At 71.2% G+C, this 18082-nt stretch carries 19 protein-coding genes and 1 pseudogene; 6 read left to right on the top strand and 14 right to left on the bottom strand.

Features of this window, described 5'->3' with window-relative positions:
- Positions 1-91: 91 nt before the first annotated feature.
- From alr to ABT116_RS18140, 3 genes and pseudogenes are all read right to left on the bottom strand, one after another.
- On the bottom strand, positions 92-1258 hold the full coding sequence (gene alr / locus ABT116_RS18150) for an alanine racemase (RefSeq protein ID WP_351634262.1): 1167 nt from the start codon (positions 1256-1258) through the stop codon (positions 92-94).
- Positions 1259-1469: 211 nt separating this feature from the next.
- A pseudogene (locus ABT116_RS18145) lies at positions 1470-1682 on the bottom strand (NAD(P)H-hydrate dehydratase); the annotation flags it as partial.
- Between the two features lie 14 nt (positions 1683-1696).
- Positions 1697-3127 (bottom strand): NAD(P)H-hydrate dehydratase, encoded by a 1431-nt coding sequence (locus ABT116_RS18140; protein ID WP_351634256.1) that lies wholly within the window; start codon positions 3125-3127, stop codon positions 1697-1699.
- A gap of 176 nt (positions 3128-3303) precedes the next feature.
- On the opposite strand from ABT116_RS18140, the gene ABT116_RS18135 reads away from it, so the two are divergent.
- The gene (locus ABT116_RS18135) at positions 3304-4386 is read left to right on the top strand and encodes a right-handed parallel beta-helix repeat-containing protein (RefSeq protein WP_351634253.1); all 1083 of its coding nucleotides are present in this window, start codon (positions 3304-3306) and stop codon (positions 4384-4386) included.
- A 191-nt stretch (positions 4387-4577) separates the two neighbouring features.
- A complete protein-coding gene (locus ABT116_RS18130; RefSeq protein ID WP_351634250.1) occupies positions 4578-4850 on the top strand; it encodes a hypothetical protein in 273 nt (90 codons plus the stop codon).
- 8 nt (positions 4851-4858) lie between these two features.
- Here the strand turns inward: ABT116_RS18130 and ABT116_RS18125 are convergent, their stop codons facing one another.
- Complete coding sequence (locus tag ABT116_RS18125) at positions 4859-5230, bottom strand: holo-ACP synthase (protein WP_351634246.1); 372 nt, start codon at positions 5228-5230, stop codon at positions 4859-4861.
- 116 nt (positions 5231-5346) lie between these two features.
- On the opposite strand from ABT116_RS18125, the gene ABT116_RS18120 reads away from it, so the two are divergent.
- On the top strand, positions 5347-5748 hold the full coding sequence (locus ABT116_RS18120) for a hypothetical protein (RefSeq protein ID WP_351634243.1): 402 nt from the start codon (positions 5347-5349) through the stop codon (positions 5746-5748).
- Positions 5749-5834: 86 nt separating this feature from the next.
- On the opposite strand, the gene glmS is transcribed toward ABT116_RS18120, so the two are convergent.
- From glmS to ABT116_RS18105, 3 genes are all read right to left on the bottom strand, one after another.
- Positions 5835-7682 (bottom strand): glutamine--fructose-6-phosphate transaminase (isomerizing), encoded by a 1848-nt coding sequence (gene glmS / locus ABT116_RS18115; RefSeq protein WP_351634241.1) that lies wholly within the window; start codon positions 7680-7682, stop codon positions 5835-5837.
- A gap of 85 nt (positions 7683-7767) precedes the next feature.
- A complete protein-coding gene (locus ABT116_RS18110; RefSeq protein WP_351634238.1) occupies positions 7768-8583 on the bottom strand; it encodes an ABC transporter permease in 816 nt (271 codons plus the stop codon).
- A complete protein-coding gene (locus tag ABT116_RS18105) occupies positions 8580-9587 on the bottom strand; it encodes an ATP-binding cassette domain-containing protein (RefSeq protein ID WP_351634235.1) in 1008 nt (335 codons plus the stop codon). The genes ABT116_RS18110 and ABT116_RS18105 overlap by 4 nt, the downstream gene beginning before the upstream one ends.
- 191 nt (positions 9588-9778) lie before the next feature.
- Between ABT116_RS18105 and coaA the strand changes: the two genes are divergently transcribed.
- Positions 9779-10747 carry a type I pantothenate kinase gene (gene coaA, locus ABT116_RS18100; protein ID WP_351634297.1) on the top strand — a complete coding sequence of 323 codons (969 nt, stop codon included), beginning with the start codon at positions 9779-9781 and terminating at the stop codon, positions 10745-10747.
- Between the two features lie 32 nt (positions 10748-10779).
- Positions 10780-11718: a DUF389 domain-containing protein gene (locus tag ABT116_RS18095; protein ID WP_351634232.1), complete on the top strand. Its 939-nt coding sequence runs from the start codon at positions 10780-10782 to the stop codon at positions 11716-11718.
- Between the two features lie 98 nt (positions 11719-11816).
- Here the strand turns inward: ABT116_RS18095 and glmM are convergent, their stop codons facing one another.
- The 4 genes from glmM to ABT116_RS18075 form a co-directional block, all read right to left on the bottom strand.
- The gene (glmM, locus tag ABT116_RS18090) at positions 11817-13175 is read right to left on the bottom strand and encodes a phosphoglucosamine mutase (protein ID WP_351634229.1); all 1359 of its coding nucleotides are present in this window, start codon (positions 13173-13175) and stop codon (positions 11817-11819) included.
- 166 nt (positions 13176-13341) lie between these two features.
- Positions 13342-13854, bottom strand: coding sequence for a 30S ribosomal protein S9 (gene rpsI / locus ABT116_RS18085; RefSeq protein ID WP_077796742.1), 513 nt, complete (start codon positions 13852-13854; stop codon positions 13342-13344).
- Positions 13855-13896: 42 nt separating this feature from the next.
- Positions 13897-14340 (bottom strand): 50S ribosomal protein L13, encoded by a 444-nt coding sequence (rplM, locus tag ABT116_RS18080; RefSeq protein WP_033308956.1) that lies wholly within the window; start codon positions 14338-14340, stop codon positions 13897-13899.
- Between the two features lie 217 nt (positions 14341-14557).
- Positions 14558-14869: a hypothetical protein gene (locus ABT116_RS18075; protein WP_351634224.1), complete on the bottom strand. Its 312-nt coding sequence runs from the start codon at positions 14867-14869 to the stop codon at positions 14558-14560.
- Positions 14870-14943: 74 nt separating this feature from the next.
- Here ABT116_RS18075 and ABT116_RS18070 point away from each other — a divergent pair, with 74 nt between their 5' ends.
- Positions 14944-15810, top strand: a complete 867-nt coding sequence (locus ABT116_RS18070) for a hypothetical protein (RefSeq protein ID WP_351634222.1) — start codon at positions 14944-14946, stop codon at positions 15808-15810.
- Positions 15811-15817: 7 nt separating this feature from the next.
- On the opposite strand, the gene truA is transcribed toward ABT116_RS18070, so the two are convergent.
- From truA to ABT116_RS18055, 3 genes are all read right to left on the bottom strand, one after another.
- Positions 15818-16672 (bottom strand): tRNA pseudouridine(38-40) synthase TruA, encoded by an 855-nt coding sequence (gene truA, locus ABT116_RS18065; protein WP_351634219.1) that lies wholly within the window; start codon positions 16670-16672, stop codon positions 15818-15820.
- A 140-nt stretch (positions 16673-16812) separates the two neighbouring features.
- Positions 16813-17298: a 50S ribosomal protein L17 gene (gene rplQ / locus ABT116_RS18060; RefSeq protein WP_031105230.1), complete on the bottom strand. Its 486-nt coding sequence runs from the start codon at positions 17296-17298 to the stop codon at positions 16813-16815.
- Positions 17299-17461: 163 nt separating this feature from the next.
- Positions 17462-18082: DNA-directed RNA polymerase subunit alpha (locus ABT116_RS18055; RefSeq protein ID WP_351634216.1), on the bottom strand; the 621-nt coding region annotated here is incomplete at its 5' end.

Below are 18082 nucleotides of genomic sequence, written 5' to 3'. Positions count from 1 at the left end.
CGGGGTGCCGATCGGGTGACTCGCCGGGCCGGGTGATGCTGATGTTGCCTTTGTGACTGCCGTTTCTCGCGTGACCGGTTCTCTGTGCGAGTTACCCGTCCTGTTCCTCATTCACATAGACGCGAGGAACACGCGTTCCGATCCGGGTCACGATCTCGTAGGCGATGGTTCCGGCCGCCTGGGCCCAGTCCTCCGCGGTGGGCTCGCCCCGGTCCCCCGGCCCGAAGAGGACGGCCTCGGCCCCCGCCCCCGGTTCGTCGCCCCCCAGGTCGACCACGAACTGGTCCATGGCGACCCGCCCGGCGATCGTGCGCCACTTGCCCTCGACCAGGACCGGCCCGGCCGAGGAGGCGTGTCGCGGGATGCCGTCCGCGTACCCCAGCGGCACCAGGCCGAGGGTGGTCGCGCCGGGTGTCACGTACCGGTGGCCGTAGCTGACGCCGTGCCCGCCCGGTACGTGCTTGACCAGGGCCAGCGAGGCGGACAGCGTCATCACCGGGCGCAGCCCGAAGTCGGCCGGGGTGCCGAGCTCGGGGCTGGGCGAGATGCCGTAGGTGGCGATGCCGGTGCGGACCAGGTCGAAGTGGCTCTCGGGGAGCGTGAGGGTGGCCGGCGAGTTGGCGATGTGCCGGACCTCGGGCCGTACGCCCCGCCCCTCGGCGTGGGCGACCATGTCCCGGAACACGGCGAGCTGGGCGGCGATGGAGGGGTGCCCGGGCTCGTCGGCGCAGGCGAAGTGCGACCACAGCCCCGTGACGCGGAGCAGCCCCTCGGCCTCGGCTCGCAGCGCCGCATCGACGAGCGCGGCCCAGTCGTCCCCGGGCTGGCACCCGTTGCGTCCGAGGCCGGTGTCGGCCTTGAGCTGCACCCGAGCGGGCCGGCGGGCCGCCCTGGCCGCCTCGACGACCTCCTCCAGGGCCCACATCCCGCTGACCGACACGTCCAGCTCGGCGTCGATCGCCTCGCGCCACGGCCCGCCGGGCGTCCACAGCCAGCACATGATGCGCCCCGGCAGTCCGGCGGCCCGCAGGGCGAGGGCCTCCTCGGGGGTGGCCGTGCCCAGCCAGCTCGCCCCGGCGGCGAGCGCCGCGCGGGCGCACGGCACAGCTCCGTGGCCGTACGCCTCGGACTTCACCACGGCCATCACGGCCGCGCCCGGCGCATGGGCGCGCAGGGCCCGCACATTGGCCCGCAGGGCCGCCAGGTCGATCTCGGCGCGGGCCCGCAGGGGCGCGGTCGGGGCTGTTCTCTCGCTCATCGCGCCCAGTGTCTCAGAGGGCTGTGACGGCGGGTCGGCTACGTACCCCTGTGGGTCCCCCGGGGGGAGAACGACGCGGCATCGAGCCGTCGGCGGTGTGCGGCGATCGGTACCGGGCCCACGGCCCGGGCGGGTCGACCGCCGTCGGCCCCTGGCTCTCGTGCCGCCATCCGAGTGGTTTCCCTCGTGTCCGGTCCGATACGTCGGGCCGTCACCCCAGCACTTTCCGCCAAGCCCCCGGAACCGCCTCAGCCACGTCATGCGCCCCCACCGGCGCCCCCTCCGCCGCCAGCCGTCCGGCCAACCCGTGCAGATACGCCCCGACACTCCCCGCATCCACCGCCGACAGCCCCGCCGCCAGCAGCGACCCGCCGAGCCCCGACAGCACGTCCCCGCTCCCGGCCGTGGCCAGCCACCCCGTGCCGATACGTCGGGCCGTCACCCCAGCACATTCCGCCAAGCCCCCGGAACCGCCTCAGCTACGTCATGCGCCCCCACCGGCGCCCCCTCCGCCGCCAGCCGTCCGGCCAGCCCGTGCAGATACGCCCCGACACTCCCCGCATCCACCGCCGACAGCCCCGCCGCCAGCAGCGACCCGCCGAGCCCCGACAGCACGTCCCCGCTCCCGGCCGTGGCCAGCCACCCCGTCCCCGTCGGGTTCACCCGCACCGCGCCGCCCCCCGAGTCGGCCACCAGCGTCGTGGATCCCTTCAGCAGCACGGTCGCCCCGTACCGCCGGGCCAGTTCCCGGGCCGCCGCCAGCCGGCCGCCCTCGACCTCTGCCCGGTCCACACCCAGCAGCGCCGCCGCCTCCCCCGCGTGCGGTGTCATCAGCGTCGGCGCCCGCCGCCCCCGCACGACCTCGGCGTCCGCCAGCCGCAGTCCGTCCGCGTCGATCAGCACCGGCACGTCCGCCGCCAGCACCTCCGCCACCGTGGCGGCGTCGTCCCCGGCCCCCGGTCCGACGACCCATGCCTGCACCCGGCCGGCGTGCTTCGGCCCCTGGTCCGACACGAGCGTCTCGGGAAACCGTGCGATGACCGCGTCCCCGGCCGGGCCGACGTACCGCACGGCCCCGGCCCCTCCCCGCAGCGCCCCGGAGACGGCGAGCACAGCGGCCCCCGGGTACCGCGCCGACCCGGCGGCGATGCCGACCACGCCCCGCCGGTACTTGTCGCTCTCCGCCCGCGGCACCGGCAGCAGCCGAGCCACATCCAGGTGCTGCAGCGCCTCCAGCTCCGGCTCGGCGGGCAGTTCCAGCCCGATGTCGACCAGCCGTACCGACCCCGCGTACTCGCGGGCGGGGTCGATCAGGAGTCCCGGCTTGTGCGTCCCGAACGTGACGGTCAGATCGGCCCGCACGGCGACCCCGTGCACCTCCCCGGTGTCGGCGTCGACACCGCTGGGCAGATCGACGGCGACCACGGCTCCCCGCGACCGTCCGGCGGCAGCGGCCAACGGCACCGCGTCCGGCCGCAGCCCGCCCTTCCCCCCGATCCCGACGATCCCGTCGAGGACGAGGTCCGCGCCCTCGACGAGCGCCTCGCCCTGGCCGGCCGCCGCGACCCGCCCCCCGGCCCGCCGCAACGCCGCGAGCCCCGCCGCGTGCGCCCGCTCCGGCGCGAGCAGCACCGCGGTGACCCCGGCCCCCCGGCGGGCCAGCCGGGCCCCCGCGTACAGGGCGTCACCCCCGTTGTCGCCGCTGCCGACCAGCAGCACGACCCTGCTCCCGTACACCCGCCCCAGCAGGTCGGCGCAGGCCGCGGCGAGCCCGGCGGCGGCGCGTTGCATCAGCGCCCCCTCCGGCAGCCGCGCCATCAGCTCCCGTTCGGCGTTCCGGACCGTCTCCACGCTGTACGCACTACGCATGCGGTCGAGTTTCCCGTAGGAGTGCCGGGCCACTCCCCCTCACACGCACCTCCCGCACCTGCCTCCGCTGTGATCCGTGCCGCGTCCATTGACGCTTTGCCGCCCCTTTGCCAGACTCCCGGCCGCGCAGAAAGCGCTTGCACACTCCCCCACGTCCGACGAAACCGAGGCCCCCCATGGGACGCAGAGCCGCATTACTGGCCGCCGCCGGTGCCACCGCCCTCCTCACCGCCGCCGGCACCCTGACCGCCCCCGCCACGGCCGCCCCCACGCGCGCACTGGCCTGCGGAGACGGCTCCTACCAGGCCGAGGCCGTGCGGAGCGGAGGCACCTGGACCGCCCGGCGCGGCGGCGGCACGGTCTACACCGGCACCGACATGCGCGCGGCCGTCCAGGCCGCGGTCAACAGCCTCACCTCGGGGCGCACCGCGAAGGAACGGGTCGTGGTCCGCGGCTCGGGCTCGATCCCGGCGGGCTCCCGCATCTCCCTGCCGAGCTACACCGTCCTCGACGTCTGCGGCACGATCGACGTCACCGGCAGCGGCTCGGGCGACCAGGCGCCGGTCTACTCGCGCGGCACCCGCGACGTCGAGGTCCAGAACCTCAAGCTCACCGGCACCCCGCTCTACGGCATCTTCCTGCGCAACGTCCAGAACGTTGTGCTCGGCCAGATCGACATGCGCCTCTCCCGCGGCCTGGGCGTGCGCATCGACAACCGGGGCGACACCAGCCAGTGGACGCGCAACGTCCGCATCGACAACGTCTACGTCTCCGGCGCGTCCAGCCACGCGGTGGAGACGTACGGCGTCGACGGCCTCACCGTCGGCACGGTGACGGCCCGCAACGTCGGCGAGTCGGGCCTGCTGCTCAACCAGACCGTCAATGCCCGGGTCACCAGGGTGGACGCGGAGAACGCCGGCACGGGCACCGGCTACGCCGCCTTCCGCATGGCCAACCGCAACGGACGGATCGGCAGCGGCTATCCCACCAACATCCGCGTCGGCGAGGTCGTCGCTCGGGGCGGCGGACGCGGCGTGTTCTGCGTCTCGGAGAGCGGCGGGGCCGTCATCGACAAGGTGACGCTCGCCCACACCGGCAACAACTCGGTCCAACGTCAGCCTCGCGGCGCAGAGCGGCACGATCACGGGCGGCGGCGAGCTGCGCCTGGCGGCCCGCTCGGAGTTCCCCAACAACAGGGACATCACCATCCAGAACCTGACGGTCACCAACGCGGCCATCAGGGAGAGCCCGTGCGGTGAGAACACGACGTTCCGCAACATCACCCGGGTGAACAGCAGCCAGTCGATCTGCTGACCCGGCACTTCGAAGCCCCCGCCCGGGCGTACGGGCGGGGGCTTCGGCCGTGTCCGGGGCCGTATTCCCCCGGGCCGCGCCCGGGCGTATGATCGAGCCGTGTTTTGAACTCGTTCAAAAGGGGGATCGACGAGACATGACCAGCTCGACGGCATCCAAGGAAACAGACAGCCCCGCCACCGCCCTGGGCCCCACGGCCCTGGTCCTCGGCGTCTTCTCGGCGGTGGGGACCTGGGCGTTCCTGATCCCGTGGACGGTCCTGGCCGGAGCGCTCGCGATGACGTTCGGCGCGATGGGCCTCCACTACGCCCGCAGGGGCGTGGGCCGGGTGTGGCCGGCGGCGGCCGGTGCGACCCTGGGCGCGATCGGCTTCATCGGCACGGCCACGCTGATCTGGACCCTGTCCTAGAGGTGCTCTCACCCCTCGGCGATGACCACCGCGGAGGCCACGCCTGCATCGTGACTCAGCGACACGTGCCAGCTCCGCACGCCGAGTTCGGCGGCCCGGGCCGCCACCGTCCCGGTCACCCGCAGCCAGGGCCGCCCGGTGTCCTCGACACACACCTCGGCGTCGGTCCACAGCAGCCCCGGCGGAGCACCCAGCGCCTTGGCCAACGCCTCCTTGGCCGCGAACCGGGCGGCGAGCGAGGCAGCCCCCCGCCGCTCCCCGCTGGGCAGCAGCAACTCCCGCTCCAGGAACAGCCGTCCGGCCAGCGCGGGCGTACGCTCCAGTGAAGCCGCGAACCGCTCGATCTCGGCAACGTCGATGCCGACCCCGATGATGCTCATGGGCAGCACCCTACGGTGACGGGCCGGATCGGGCGGGAAACGGCTCCCGGGCACCGCACGATGGACCCCATGATCCTCAACTTCCGCTCCCCGCTATAGAGTTCGCGCTGACCGCGATGTGCAAACGGCATCGCACCGAACGGGAGGACATCGACCCCATGAAGTTCAAGTCGCTGGGGACCACGGCCAGTGCCATAGCTCTCCTCGCCACGGCCCTCACGGGCACCGTCGCCACCGCCGGCACCGCCGCCGCGGCGACGCAGCCGGACTGCAGCAGCGCGCTGACCAACGTGAAGCCCAAGGCGACCGTCAACCTCCGCAGCCAGCCCAAGACGAGCTCGACCGCTCTCGGCACCTGGGGCAAGGGTCAGAAGGGCGGCATCTGCTTCGGCGGCAGCAAGCCCGTCACGGGCGGCAGCTACACGGCCTGTGGCAAGACGAGCAACAAGTGGTACTTCGGCGGCCCCAACAGCACCAGCGTGGAAGGCTGGGTCCCGGCGACCTGCCTGCCCATCTGAGCCGAGCACCTGACGGCCTGACCGGCCGAGCCAGGGGCGAAGGGCCGGACGGCCCTTCGCCCCTTCCGCTCACTCCGGCTTCCCGCTCACTCCACCGTCACCGACTTGGCCAGGTTCCGGGGCTGGTCCACCTCGTTCCCCCGAGCCGTCGCCAGCTCACACGCGAACACCTGAAGCGGCACCGTCGCGACGAGCGGCTGCAACAGAGTCGGCGTGGCGGGGGTCCGGATCAGATGGTCCGCGTACGGCACGACCGCCTCGTCGCCCTCCTCCGCGATCACGATCGTCCGGGCGCCCCGCGCCCGGATCTCCTGGATGTTGGACACGATCTTGTCGTGCAGCACCGACCGGCCGCGCGGCGAGGGCACCACCACGACCACCGGCAGGTCCTCCTCGATCAGGGCGATCGGACCGTGCTTCAGCTCCCCGGCTGCGAACCCCTCCGCGTGCATGTAGGCGAGTTCCTTGAGCTTCAGCGCGCCTTCGAGCGCCACCGGATACCCCACGTGCCGCCCGAGGAACAGCACCGTCTTCTTCGAGGCCAGCGTGCGTGCCAGCTCCCGCACCGGCTCCATGGTGCCCAGCACCTGATCCACCGCACCGGCGATCGAGGACAGGTCGCGGATCACCGCCCGGATCTCGTCGCCCCACTTCGTGCCGCGCACCTGGCCCAGGTACAGGGCGACCAGGTAGCACGCCACGAGCTGCGTCAGGAACGCCTTGGTCGAGGCGACCGCCACCTCCGGCCCGGCGTGCGTGTACAGCACCGCGTCCGACTCGCGCGGAATCGTCGAACCGTTGGTGTTGCAGATCGCCAGCACCTTGGAGCCCTGCTCACGGGCGTGCCGCAGTGCCATCAGCGTGTCCATGGTCTCGCCGGACTGGGAAATGGCGATGACCAGCGTCTGCGCGTCCAGGATCGGGTCCCGGTAGCGGAACTCGCTCGCCAGCTCCACCTCGCAGGGCAGCCGCGTCCAGTGCTCGATCGCGTACTTGGCGATCATCCCGGCGTGGAAGGCCGTACCGCAGGCGACGATGACGACCTTGTCGATCTCCCGCAGCACCCCCTGCGGGATCCGCACCTCGTCCAGCGTCAGCGACCCGGAACCGTCGATCCGGCCCAGCAGCGTGTCGGCGACCGCCTTGGGCTGCTCGGCGATCTCCTTGAGCATGAAGTAGTCGTAGCCGCCCTTCTCGGCGGCCGACGCGTCCCAGTCCACGTGGTACGACCGCACGTCGGCCGGGCGGCCGTCGAAGCCCGTCACCGTCACGCCGTCCCGGCGCAGCTCCACCACCTGGTCCTGGCCGAGCTCGATCGCCGAGCGCGTGTGGGCGATGAACGCGGCGACGTCCGACGCGAGGAAGGCCTCGCCTTCCCCGACACCGACCACCAGCGGCGAGTTCCGCCGCGCGCCGACGACCACGTCCGGCTCGTCGGCATGCACGGCGACCAGCGTGAACGCGCCCTCCAGCCGACGGCACACCAGCCGCATCGCCTCGGCGAGATCCGCGCAGGAGGAGAACTCCTCGGCGAGCAGATGCGCCACGACCTCGGTGTCCGTCTCGGAGGACAGCTCGTGGCCGCGCTCCGCCAGCTCGGCCCGCAACAGCGCGAAGTTCTCGATGATGCCGTTGTGCACCACCGCGACCCGTCCCGCGTTGTCGATGTGCGGGTGGGCGTTGGTGTCCGTCGGCCCGCCGTGCGTGGCCCAGCGGGTGTGCCCGATGCCCGTGGCGCCGGTCGGCAGCGGTCGGCCGTCCAGTTCCTTCTCCAGGTTGAGCAGCTTGCCGGCCTTCTTCGCCGTCGCCAGCCCCCCGTCGGCCAGGACGGCGACGCCCGCCGAGTCGTACCCCCGGTACTCCAGCCGCTTCAGTCCGGCCATCACGACCTCGAGCGCCGACTGCGGCCCCACGTATCCCACGATTCCACACATGGGCGGCAGCTTAGGGTCGATTCGCGTGCCGAACCGGCCGCTGCGTGCCCGAAATCGGAAATTCACACCGGGGCAGGAGGCCCTGTCAGACCTTCGCCCGATAGGCCCGCATGGCCAACGGATAGAACACCAGCGCGATACCCGCCGCCCACACCAACGACCACAACACCGGCTCCGCCACCGCCCCGCCCAGCAGCAGCCCCCGGAACGCGTCCGACAGATGTGTCACGGGATTGACGTCGCTCCACGCCTGGAGCCAGCCGGGCATCGTGTCGACGACGACGAACGCGCTGCTGGTGAAGGTGATCGGGAAGATCAGCGTGAAGGCGAACGCCTGGACCTTCTCGGCGTCACCGGCCAGCATCCCGATCAGCACCGCGCTCCAGGACACGGCCGCGGCGAACACCACCACCAGCAGTGTGCCGAGCAGGAAGCCGCCGAATCCGCCGGTGATGCGGAAGCCGAGCGCCAGGCCGAGGCCGATCATCAGCAGCAGCGCCCACAGGTGCTTCGCGAGGTCCGCGGTGATCCGGCCGATGAGCGGGGCGGAGCGGGCGATGGGCAGGCTGCGCAGCCGGTCGAAGACGCCCTTGGTGAGGTCGGTGTTGAGCGCCATCGCCGTGTACATCGTCATGAACAGGGTGTTCTGCACGATGATCCCGGGCAGCGCGTACTTCAGGTAGGCGTCGGGCGAGCCGGCCATCTGCCCGCCCAGCACGTAGGTGAACAGGAACACGAACATGATCGGCGTGATGCTGTAGTCGACCAGTTCGAGCGGGTTGTGCTTGACGGCGACCAGGCTCCGCCAGGCCATCGTGAGGGTCTGCCGCACTCCGGCGAGGGGCGGCACCCGGCCCGACGCGGTGACCGGTGCGGTGAGGGTGGTGGCGGTGGCGGTCATGACCGGCTCACCGCCTTCTCCAGCTCCTCGTCCTCCCGGACGGCCGCACCGCCGTCCTCTTCGGCCTCGCCCGGCTCGGCGCGGTGGCCGGTCAGGGAGAGGAAGACCTCGTCGAGCGAGGAGCGGCGCAGGGCCAGCTCACCGACCGCGATGCCCTCCCGGTCCAGCGCGCGCACGACGGCCGGCATCAGCTCGGGGTCCTTCACCGGGGCGGTGACCGTCTCGCCCTCGATCCGGGCCTGAGACCCCGCGGCCCCGGCCACCAGCGCATGGGCCCGCGCGAGGTCCTGCCCGGCGATCGGCCTGAGCTCCAGCACCTGGCCGCCGACCTGCGCCTTCAACTGGTCCGGCGTGCCCTCGGCGATCACGCGTCCCTTGTCGATCACCACGATGTCGTCGGCGAGGACATCGGCCTCGTTCAGGTACTGCGTGGTCAGCAGGGCGGTCGCACCGTCCGCGACCAGGCCGCGCAGCATGTCCCACAGCTCACCGCGGCTGTGCGGATCAAGACCCGTGGTCGGCTCGTCGAGGAAGAGGATGCTCGGCCGGCCGACGAGGCTGGCCGCGAGATCCAGGCGCCTGCGCATGCCGCCCGAGAAGGTCTTCGCGGCCCGCCCGGCCGCGTCGGTCAGCTGGAACCGATCCAGCAGTTCACCGGCCCGTGCCTTCGCCTCCCGCCTCGGCAGACCCAGCAGCCGGCCGATGAGCAGCAGGTTCTCCGTGCCGGTCAGGTTCTCGTCGACCGCCGCGTACTGCCCGGTCAGCCCGACGAGGGAGCGCACGACCCCGGCCTCCCGGACCACGTCGTGGCCGGCCACCCGGGCCCTGCCCCCGTCCGGGCGCAGCAGTGTCGCGAAGATCCGCACCGCGGTGGTCTTTCCCGCGCCGTTGGGGCCCAGCAGCCCGAGCACCGTGCCCCTGCGGGCCGCCAGGTCGACACCGGCCAGCGCCTCGGTCTCCCTGAACCGCTTGACCAGGCCTTCCGCCTCTATCGCGTACGTCATGGGTACCCCCAGGCGTTCGTGGACCCCGGACCGGGCCCATCTCTCCCACAACTGTGACGCACACCACTGACATTCCACCTGCATCAGGTTTTCTCGGGAGGAAACCGGGCGAACACCTCGCGTGACGGATCCCACCTCACCATCCGTTCGTACGCCCGTAACAATGGACTGTGATCTCTCCGGTCTCCTCGATGCCCCGGAGCGCCCACCGGCCCCGCCCGGAGGCGACTCCCTACGTCGACCTCACCCGAGCCGAGTGGAGCGCGCTGCGTGACAAGACGCCGCTTCCGCTGACGGCCGAGGAGGTCGAGAAGCTGCGCGGTCTCGGCGACGTGATCGACCTCGACGAGGTGCGGGACATCTACCTCCCGCTGTCCAGGCTTCTCAACCTCTACGTCGGTGCCACCGACGGCCTCAGAGGCGCGCTGAACACGTTCCTGGGCGAACAGGGCTCCCAGTCGGGCACGCCGTTCGTCATAGGCGTGGCCGGTTCGGTCGCCGTGGGCAAGTCGACGGTCGCCCGCCTCCTGCAGGCCCTGCTCTCGCGCTGGCCCGAGCACCCGCGCGTCGAGCTGGTCACCACCGACGGCTTCCTGCTGCCCACGAAGGATCTCCAGGCCCGCGGCCTGATGTCCCGCAAGGGCTTCCCGGAGTCCTACGACCGCCGGGCCCTGACCCGTTTCGTCGCCGACATCAAGGCCGGCAAGAACGAGGTCACCGCGCCCGTCTACTCCCACCTGATCTACGACATCGTCCCCGACAAGAGGCTCACGGTCCGCCGCCCCGACATCCTGATCGTCGAGGGCCTGAACGTCCTGCAGCCCGCCCTGCCCGGCAAGGACGGCCGCACCCGCGTCGGTCTGGCCGACTACTTCGACTTCAGCGTGTACGTCGACGCCCGCGTCGAGGACATCGAGACCTGGTACCTCAACCGCTTCCGCAAGCTGCGCGCGACCGCCTTCCAGGACCCGTCCTCGTACTTCCGCAAGTACACCCAGGTCTCGGAGGAGGAGGCCCTGGACTACGCCCGGACGATGTGGCGCACGATCAACCGGCCCAACCTGGTGGAGAACATCGCGCCCACCCGCGGCCGCGCCACCCTCGTCGTGCGCAAGGGCCCGGACCACAAGGTGCAGCGGCTGAGCCTGCGCAAGCTGTGACGCCCGGGGGAAAGACCGGTTAGATGGGCGTCATGCTCCATCTGCGTCTGATCACACCGTCCGACCGGACCGACGAGGTGGTCCTGCTGATCGAGAAGACGGTCGGCACCACCCACCTCGTCGTACTGCCGGGCGTCGCCCGCGACCCCGCCGGGGACGTGGTGATGTGCGACGTGGCCCGCGAGGCGGGCGACGAACTGCTCACCGGGCTGCGGGAACTGGGCATCGACACCACCGGCTCCATCGCCGTCGAGTCCATCGACCTGTCCCTGTCCGAGCGGGCCGATCAGGCGGAGGCCGACGCACCGGGCGAGGGCGCCGACGCCGTCCTGTGGGAGCACCTGACCGACGCCACGCACGGGGAGTCCACCCTCTCCGTCACCTACCTCGCGTTCCTCACGCTGGCCACGATGATCGCGGCCTGCGGTGTGGTGCTGGACAACGCGATCCTGATCGTGGGCGCCATGGCGGTGGGCCCCGAGTTCGGCCCCCTCGCCGGCATCTGCACCGCGACGGTCCTACGCCGCCCGCGCCTGGCCCTGCGCTCGCTGATCGCCCTCCTGGTGGGCTTCGCGGCGGCGATGGCGGTTACCGTCGCCTTCAGCCTCTTCATGGACGCGGTCGGCTTGTTCACCGAGGCCCGGCTGGAGGGCGACCGCCCCAACACCGGGTTCATCTACGCCCCCGACTGGTTCTCCCTCGTCGTGGCGGTCCTGGCCGGCATCGCCGGCACGCTCTCCCTGACCTCGGCCAAGTCGGGCGCGCTGGTGGGGGTGGCCATCTCCGTCACCACGGTCCCGGCCGCCGCCAACGCGGCAGTCGCCTTCAGCTACGGCGACACGAGCCAGACCTGGGGCTCCACCCAGCAGCTCCTGCTGAACCTGCTGGGCATCATCGTGGCCGGCACGGCGACGCTGCTGGTCCAGAAGTGGCTCTGGTCGAAACAACGCATGCGGGCAAACGCCCTGTAGGAGCAGCGCCTCAGGGGCGCGGGGAACTGCGCGACAAGCCACGACGGACGGTCAGCCCGCGGACGAGAGCATCCCCGCCCCCTACCCGAGAAGGCCCACTACCCCAGCGCCGACTTCACCGCGTCGGCCAGCCGCCCCGCCACAGACCGAGCCTGCTCGATATCGGCCGCCTCCACCATCACCCGGACCAACGGCTCGGTCCCGGAGGGCCGCAGCAGCACCCGCCCGGTCGCCCCGAGCTCCCGCTCCGCGTCCGCCACGGCCGCCGACAGCTCCGCGGACGTCCCCACCCGGGACCTGTCCACATCCGGCACATTGATCAGCACCTGCGGCAGCCGCTCCATGACACCGGCGAGATCCGCCAGCGTGCGCCCGCTCTGAGCGACCCGAGCCGCCAGCAGCAGCCCGGTCAGCGTGCCGTCGCCGGTCGTCGCGTGGTCGAGGATGATCACGTGCCCGGACTGCTCACCGCCGAGGGCGAACCCGTGCTCCTTCATCTCCTCCAGCACGTACCGGTCACCGACGGCGGTCTGCACCAGCCGGATGCCCTCGCGCTCCATGGCGAGCTTGAACCCGAGGTTCGACATCACCGTGGCGACGACCGTCTCGGACCGCAGCGCGGAGCGCTCCCGCATCGCCAGCGCGAGCACAGCGAGAATCTGGTCCCCGTCCACCTCCGCGCCGGTGTGGTCGACGGCCAGGCACCGGTCGGCGTCACCGTCGTGCGCGATGCCGAGATCGGCCCCGTGCTCGACGACGGCGGCCTTGATCTTGTCCAGGTGCGTCGACCCGCACCCGTCGTTGATGTTGAGCCCGTCGGGCTCGGCCCCGATCGTGACGACCTCGGCACCAGCCTGCTGGAACGCCTCCGGCGAGACCCGGGCGGCGGCGCCGTGCGCCTCGTCCAGGACGACCTTCAGCCCGTCGAGCCGGTTCGGCAGAACACTCAGCAGATGCGCGACGTACCGGTCGGCGCCCTCTTCGTACGCGCGTACGCGGCCCACGCCGGACCCGGTCGGCCGGTCCCACGGGGCGCCGGTGCGGTGCTCCTCGTAGACGGACTCGATGCGGTCCTCCAGCTCGTCGGCGAGCTTGTGCCCGCCGCGGGCGAAGAACTTGACGCCGTTGTCCGGCATGGCGTTGTGGCTGGCGGAGAGCATCACACCGAGGTCGGCGCCGAGCTCGCCGGTCAGGTACGCCACGGCGGGCGTCGGCAGCACGCCGACCCGCAGGACGTCCACGCCGGCGCTGGCGAGGCCCGCGACCACGGCGGCTTCCAGGAACTCCCCGGACGCACGGGGGTCACGTCCGACCACGGCCTTCGGCCGGTGTCCCTCGAACGTGCCCGCCTCGGCCAGTACGTGCGCCGCGGCCACGGAGAGGCCCAGGGCCATTTCCGCCGTCAGGTCCGCGTTGGCGACACCGCGCACGCCGTCCGTGCCGAAGAGTCGTCCCACAGTGGTGTCCTCCGAATTGCTGAAGAGAGTGCGGCTCACATCCCCGAGTGCACCCCCTGAGATTGTCCGGGGGCTGTAGGGGTTGTGTAAACGAAACCGCCCCGGCAGCACAACCGTGCCGCCGGGGCGATTGTTGCGAAGCCAGTCGCAAGGACGGGCGACGCGATTAGCGCTTGCTGTACTGCGGAGCCTTGCGGGCCTTCTTCAGACCGGCCTTCTTGCGCTCGACCGCACGGTCGTCGCGCTTGAGGAAGCCGGCCTTCTTCAGCGGGCCGCGGTTGTTGTCGACGTCCGCCTCGTTCAGCGCACGGGCGACACCGAGACGGAGCGCACCGGCCTGGCCGGAGACACCGCCACCGGCGATGCGGGCGATGACGTCGTAGCGGCCCTCGAGCTCGAGAACCTTGAACGGCTCGTTGACTTCCTGCTGGTGCACCTTGTTCGGGAAGTAGTCCTCGAGGGTGCGACCGTTGATCTTCCACTTGCCGGTGCCCGGGACGATCCGGACACGGGCGATGGCGTTCTTGCGACGGCCCAGGCCGGCGGCCGGCTGGGGCTCGCCGAAGCGGGACGCCATGGACTCCGAGGTGTACTCACCCTCGACGGGGACCTCGGACTCGGTGGTGTAGCTGTCGATGTCGATCTCTTCGAGCGGCTGCTCGGCAGTGGTCTCGGCCACGATGCTCCTCAGATTCTCTTCAGTCTTAGGGGGTGGCCGGACTTACTGCGCGACCTGGGTGATCTCGAACGGCTGCGGCTGCTGCGCGCCGTGCGGGTGCTGGTCACCCTTGTAGACCTTCAGCTTCGAGAGCATCTGACGGCCCAGCGTGTTCTTGGGGAGCATGCCCTTGACGGCCTTCTCGATGGCCTTCTCGGGGTTCTTGTCGAGCAGCTCGTCGTAGCGGACGGAGCGCAGACCACCCGGGTAGCCGGAGTGGCGGTACGCCATCTTCTGGGTCCGCTTGTTGCCGGACAGGTGCACCTTGTCCGCGTTGATGATGATGACGAAGTCACCAGCGTCGACGTGGGGGGCGTAGATCGGCTTGTGCTTGCCCCGGAGGAGCGTCGCGGCAGTGGTGGCGAGACGACCCAGGACAACGTCCTGAGCGTCGATGACGTGCCACTGGCGCGTCACATCGCCGGGCTTGGGGCTGTACGTACGCACGGTTCGTAGCCTTCGCTTCGAGTGAATGGTCCATAACTGGTCACCGAAACGATCACGACAGCCTGGACCGCACTGCGGCGACGCATACCGCGTACGTGGGGTCGCTGGTCATCGGCCCGGTGGACCGGTGTAAGGGCCCGTCCCGTGAGAATGAGCAAGCCAATACACAACGAACAAGCAGAATACCGGGGCGCACCACAAGGGTCAAAACGCGGTATCACCGCAGCCGCTCGGTCACCGAAACGCACAGGGCGGCACAGAGCGTGACGGCCCTGCGCAGCGTCCTCCGCCGCGGCGACCGTACATACGGAAACACCGACGAGACGAGCACGTCCACGGCGACCGCGGCGCACCACCGCGGCACGGACCCGCCACCGCGCGGACGACGGAACGCCCCCAGCGCCCCCACCACGGCCGACGGCCACACCCCGGCCGCGAGCGCCGGCCAGAACAGCAGACACACCAGCAGCACCACGGTCGGCAGCAGTCGCCCCAACCACCCACAGATGTCGCCTTTGCCCGTGCGCATGGGAGGAACGCTAGGGGCTCGGGAGCCCAACCGGGCGGACCAGCACACCCCTTGTCCCGTCTAAGATGCGCCCCATGAGCTTTGGGCAGGGGGGACCTCAGTCCCAGTGGGATCCCTGGAAACCGCAGTCGCAGCAGCCCTGGACCAGCGGGGGCGGCCAGTCTCCGGACTGGGCAGCGCTCGCTGAAGCCTCCGAGGCCCGCAACAAGCGACGACGAGTTCTGCTGATCGGCGGCGGCGCGTTCGCCACGGCCGCGATCGGCACCGCCGTCGCGGTGGCCGTCGTGTCGGCGGGCGGCGGCAACCAGGGCAACCCGACCTCGCTGCCCTCGTCCGACATCCCGAGCCAGTCCGCCTCGGCCCCGTCGTTCGCCCCGACCAGCGCCCCGCCGCCGCTGGACCCGAAGGACTTCATCGCCAGCGCGAAGAAGGACAAGGCCCCGCTCAGCCCGGACACGCTCTTCCCGGGCACCCAGCTCACCGTGGGCGAGACGGTCTACAAGAAGGGCCCCACGGCGGACACGAGGAACTGCGCCTCGGCGGCCGGCGGCACCCTCCCCAAGATCCTCACCGGGAACGACTGCACCCGCCTGATACGGGTGACCTACGTCAGGGACGGCATCGCGGTGACGGTCGGCGTGGCCGTCTTCGACACCGAGGCACAGGCCGCCAAGGCGAGGAACCAGAGCACCAAGAAGAGCTATGTCAAGTCGCTCTCCGGCGGCGGCGTGAAGGCCTTCTGCGAGTCCGGCTTCTGCCGCACCACCAGCAACTCCTACGGCCGCTACGCCTACTTCGGCAACGCCGGCTTCACCAGCGGCAAGGACGTGACGCCCAAGGACACCGCGGTCTACAGGACCGGGGACGACCTGGCCCAGTTCACGTTCAACCAGATCCGCCGCCGCGGCGAGGCCCAGGCCTCGGCCGCGGCCGACGAGTGAGCTGACGTCAGCAGCAGCCGGCCGACGGCAGCGACCGCTTGTTCCGCGCCTCCCTGCTGCGCGCGGCGAGCAGTTCGTCGGCCGGGTAGCCGACCTCCTCCAGCGTCAGCCCGTGCGGCCGTACGACGTGCACGGCCGAGTCCCGTACGCCGGCCGCCAGCACCTTCCCCGGCCAGTCGGCCGGCCGGTGCCCGTCCCCGACGAACAGCAGCGCCCCGATGAGCGAGCGCACCATGTTGTGGCAGAAGGCGTCGGCCCGCACGGTGGCGGTGATGATCCCGTCGTCACCGCGCACCAGGCTCAGCTCCTGCAGCGTGCGGATGGTGGTCGCCCCCTCCCGCTTCTTGCAGTAGGCGGCGAAGTCGTGCTCGCCCAGCAGCCCCCGGGCGGCCTCGTTCATGGCCGCCACGTCGAGGGGCCAGTCGTGCCACAGCACATGGCCGCGCAGCAGCGGGTCGACGCCCCCGGGGTTGTCGGTGACCCGGTACGCGTACCGCCTCCAGACCGCCGAGAAACGGGCGTTGAAGCCGCTGGGCGCCTCCCTGAGGGCCCAGACCCGTACGTCCCGGGGCAGACGGCCGGCGAGCCGCTTCAGCAGCTTCTGGTGGTGCTCGGCCCAGACCGCACGCGGCAGGTCGACGTGAGCGACCTGCCCCCGCGCGTGCACCCCGGCATCGGTACGCCCCGCCACGGTCAGTTCGTACGTCTCCCGCGACCGCGTCACGGTCCGCAGGGCGTCCTCGATCTCCCCCTGCACGGTCCGCCGCCCCCCGGCCTGCTTGGCCCACCCGGAGAACTCACTCCCGTCGTACGACAGATCGAGCCGGACCCGGACGTGGCCGGCCTCTACTTCGTCACTCACGTACAGATCCTCTCAGAACACAAAAGCGGGCCCGTCCCCGTAAAGGAACGGACCCGCCAACGCCCTTGAAGGGGCGCGGGGAACTGCGCGACGAGCCACCACGAACCCGCGGCCGCAAGCGCACAGCCCCCGGCAGACGCTTAGGCGTCCTTGGACTCCTCGGCGTCCTCGGCCTTGGTCGTGTCGACCTGAGCCTCGGCAGCCTCGTTGTCCTTCGCGGCGCGCTTGGTCGCGGCCTCGGCCTCGCCCGTCGCCTCCTGCGCCACCGTCAGCGCCTCGACCAGCTCGATGACGGCCATGGGCGCGTTGTCGCCACGGCGGTTACCGATCTTGGTGATGCGGGTGTAGCCACCCGGACGGTTCTCGTAGCGCGGGCCGATCTCGGTGAAGAGCGTGTGCACGATGCTCTTGTCCGTGATGACCTGGAGCACCTGACGGCGGTTGTGAAGGTCGCCCTTCTTCGCCTTGGTGACCAGACGCTCGGCGTACGGACGCAGCTTGCGCGCCTTCGCCTCGGTGGTGGTGATGCGGCCGTGCTCGAACAGCGCCTTCGCGAGGTTCGCGAGGAGGAGCTTCTCGTGCGCGGCGCTGCCGCCCATACGGGCGCCCTTGGTGGGCTTCGGCATGGTGTTTCTCCTAGGTGTCTGCCCCGGCCGTGTCAGGTACCGGGGTCAGTATCTGAGCAGACGGTTGCCTGTCAGAGATCCGGGAGCCGCCCCGAAGGGCGCTCCCGGAAGGGGCGCGGGGAACTGCGCGACAAGCCACAGCGCACCCGCACCCGAAAACCGATCAGTACTGCTCGGTCTCCACGAAGCCCGCGTCCGCGTCGTCGTCCGCACCGAAGGCGTCGGCAGCAGCGGTCGGGTCGAACCCGGGAGGCGAGTCCTTGAGCGCCAGGCCCATACCCGCCAGCTTCGCCTTGACCTCGTCGATCGACTTCGCACCGAAGTTGCGGATGTCGAGCAGGTCGGCCTCGGAACGCGCCACGAGCTCACCCACGGAGTGGATGCCCTCGCGCTTGAGGCAGTTGTACGACCGAACGGTGAGCTCCAGCTCCTCGATCGGCAGCGCCAGGTCGGCGGCCAGGGCGGCGTCCGTCGGGGACGGGCCCATGTCGATGCCCTCGGCGTCGATGTTGAGCTCGCGGGCCAGACCGAACAGCTCGACCAGGGTCTTACCGGCCGACGCCATGGCGTCACGAGGACGCATCGCCTGCTTGGTCTCGACGTCGACGATCAGCTTGTCGAAGTCGGTCCGCTGCTCGACACGCGTGGCCTCGACCTTGTACGTGACCTTGAGCACCGGCGAGTAGATGGAGTCGACCGGGATCCGGCCGATCTCCTGGCCGACCTGCTTGTTCTGCACGGCGGAGACGTAACCGCGGCCACGCTCGACCGTGAGCTCCATCTC

Origin of the sequence: Streptomyces sp. NPDC002130, from assembly GCF_040296465.1 — a bacterium.
In the GTDB taxonomy this organism is placed as follows: Bacteria; Actinomycetota; Actinomycetes; order Streptomycetales; family Streptomycetaceae; genus Streptomyces.
This window is presented reverse-complemented; position numbering and strand designations above follow the sequence as displayed.

Excerpts from the sequence above, each read along its gene's own strand:
- ABT116_RS18135 (WP_351634253.1), top strand. The coding sequence starts at position 3,304 with ATGGGACGCAGAGCCGCATTACTGGCCGCCGCCGGTGCCACCGCCCTC.
- ABT116_RS18075 (WP_351634224.1), bottom strand. The coding sequence starts at position 14,869 with ATGCGCACGGGCAAAGGCGACATCTGTGGGTGGTTGGGGCGACTGCTG.
- alr (WP_351634262.1), bottom strand. The coding sequence starts at position 1,258 with ATGAGCGAGAGAACAGCCCCGACCGCGCCCCTGCGGGCCCGCGCCGAG.
- ABT116_RS18140 (WP_351634256.1), bottom strand. The coding sequence starts at position 3,127 with ATGCGTAGTGCGTACAGCGTGGAGACGGTCCGGAACGCCGAACGGGAG.
- coaA (WP_351634297.1), top strand. The coding sequence starts at position 9,779 with ATGCCCCGGAGCGCCCACCGGCCCCGCCCGGAGGCGACTCCCTACGTC.
- ABT116_RS18125 (WP_351634246.1), bottom strand. The coding sequence starts at position 5,230 with ATGAGCATCATCGGGGTCGGCATCGACGTTGCCGAGATCGAGCGGTTC.
- ABT116_RS18130 (WP_351634250.1), top strand. The coding sequence starts at position 4,578 with ATGACCAGCTCGACGGCATCCAAGGAAACAGACAGCCCCGCCACCGCC.
- ABT116_RS18120 (WP_351634243.1), top strand. The coding sequence starts at position 5,347 with ATGTGCAAACGGCATCGCACCGAACGGGAGGACATCGACCCCATGAAG.
- glmS (WP_351634241.1), bottom strand. The coding sequence starts at position 7,682 with ATGTGTGGAATCGTGGGATACGTGGGGCCGCAGTCGGCGCTCGAGGTC.
- rplQ (WP_031105230.1), bottom strand. The coding sequence starts at position 17,298 with ATGCCGAAGCCCACCAAGGGCGCCCGTATGGGCGGCAGCGCCGCGCAC.
- ABT116_RS18105 (WP_351634235.1), bottom strand. The coding sequence starts at position 9,587 with ATGACGTACGCGATAGAGGCGGAAGGCCTGGTCAAGCGGTTCAGGGAG.
- ABT116_RS18070 (WP_351634222.1), top strand. The coding sequence starts at position 14,944 with ATGAGCTTTGGGCAGGGGGGACCTCAGTCCCAGTGGGATCCCTGGAAA.
- ABT116_RS18110 (WP_351634238.1), bottom strand. The coding sequence starts at position 8,583 with ATGACCGCCACCGCCACCACCCTCACCGCACCGGTCACCGCGTCGGGC.
- ABT116_RS18095 (WP_351634232.1), top strand. The coding sequence starts at position 10,780 with ATGCTCCATCTGCGTCTGATCACACCGTCCGACCGGACCGACGAGGTG.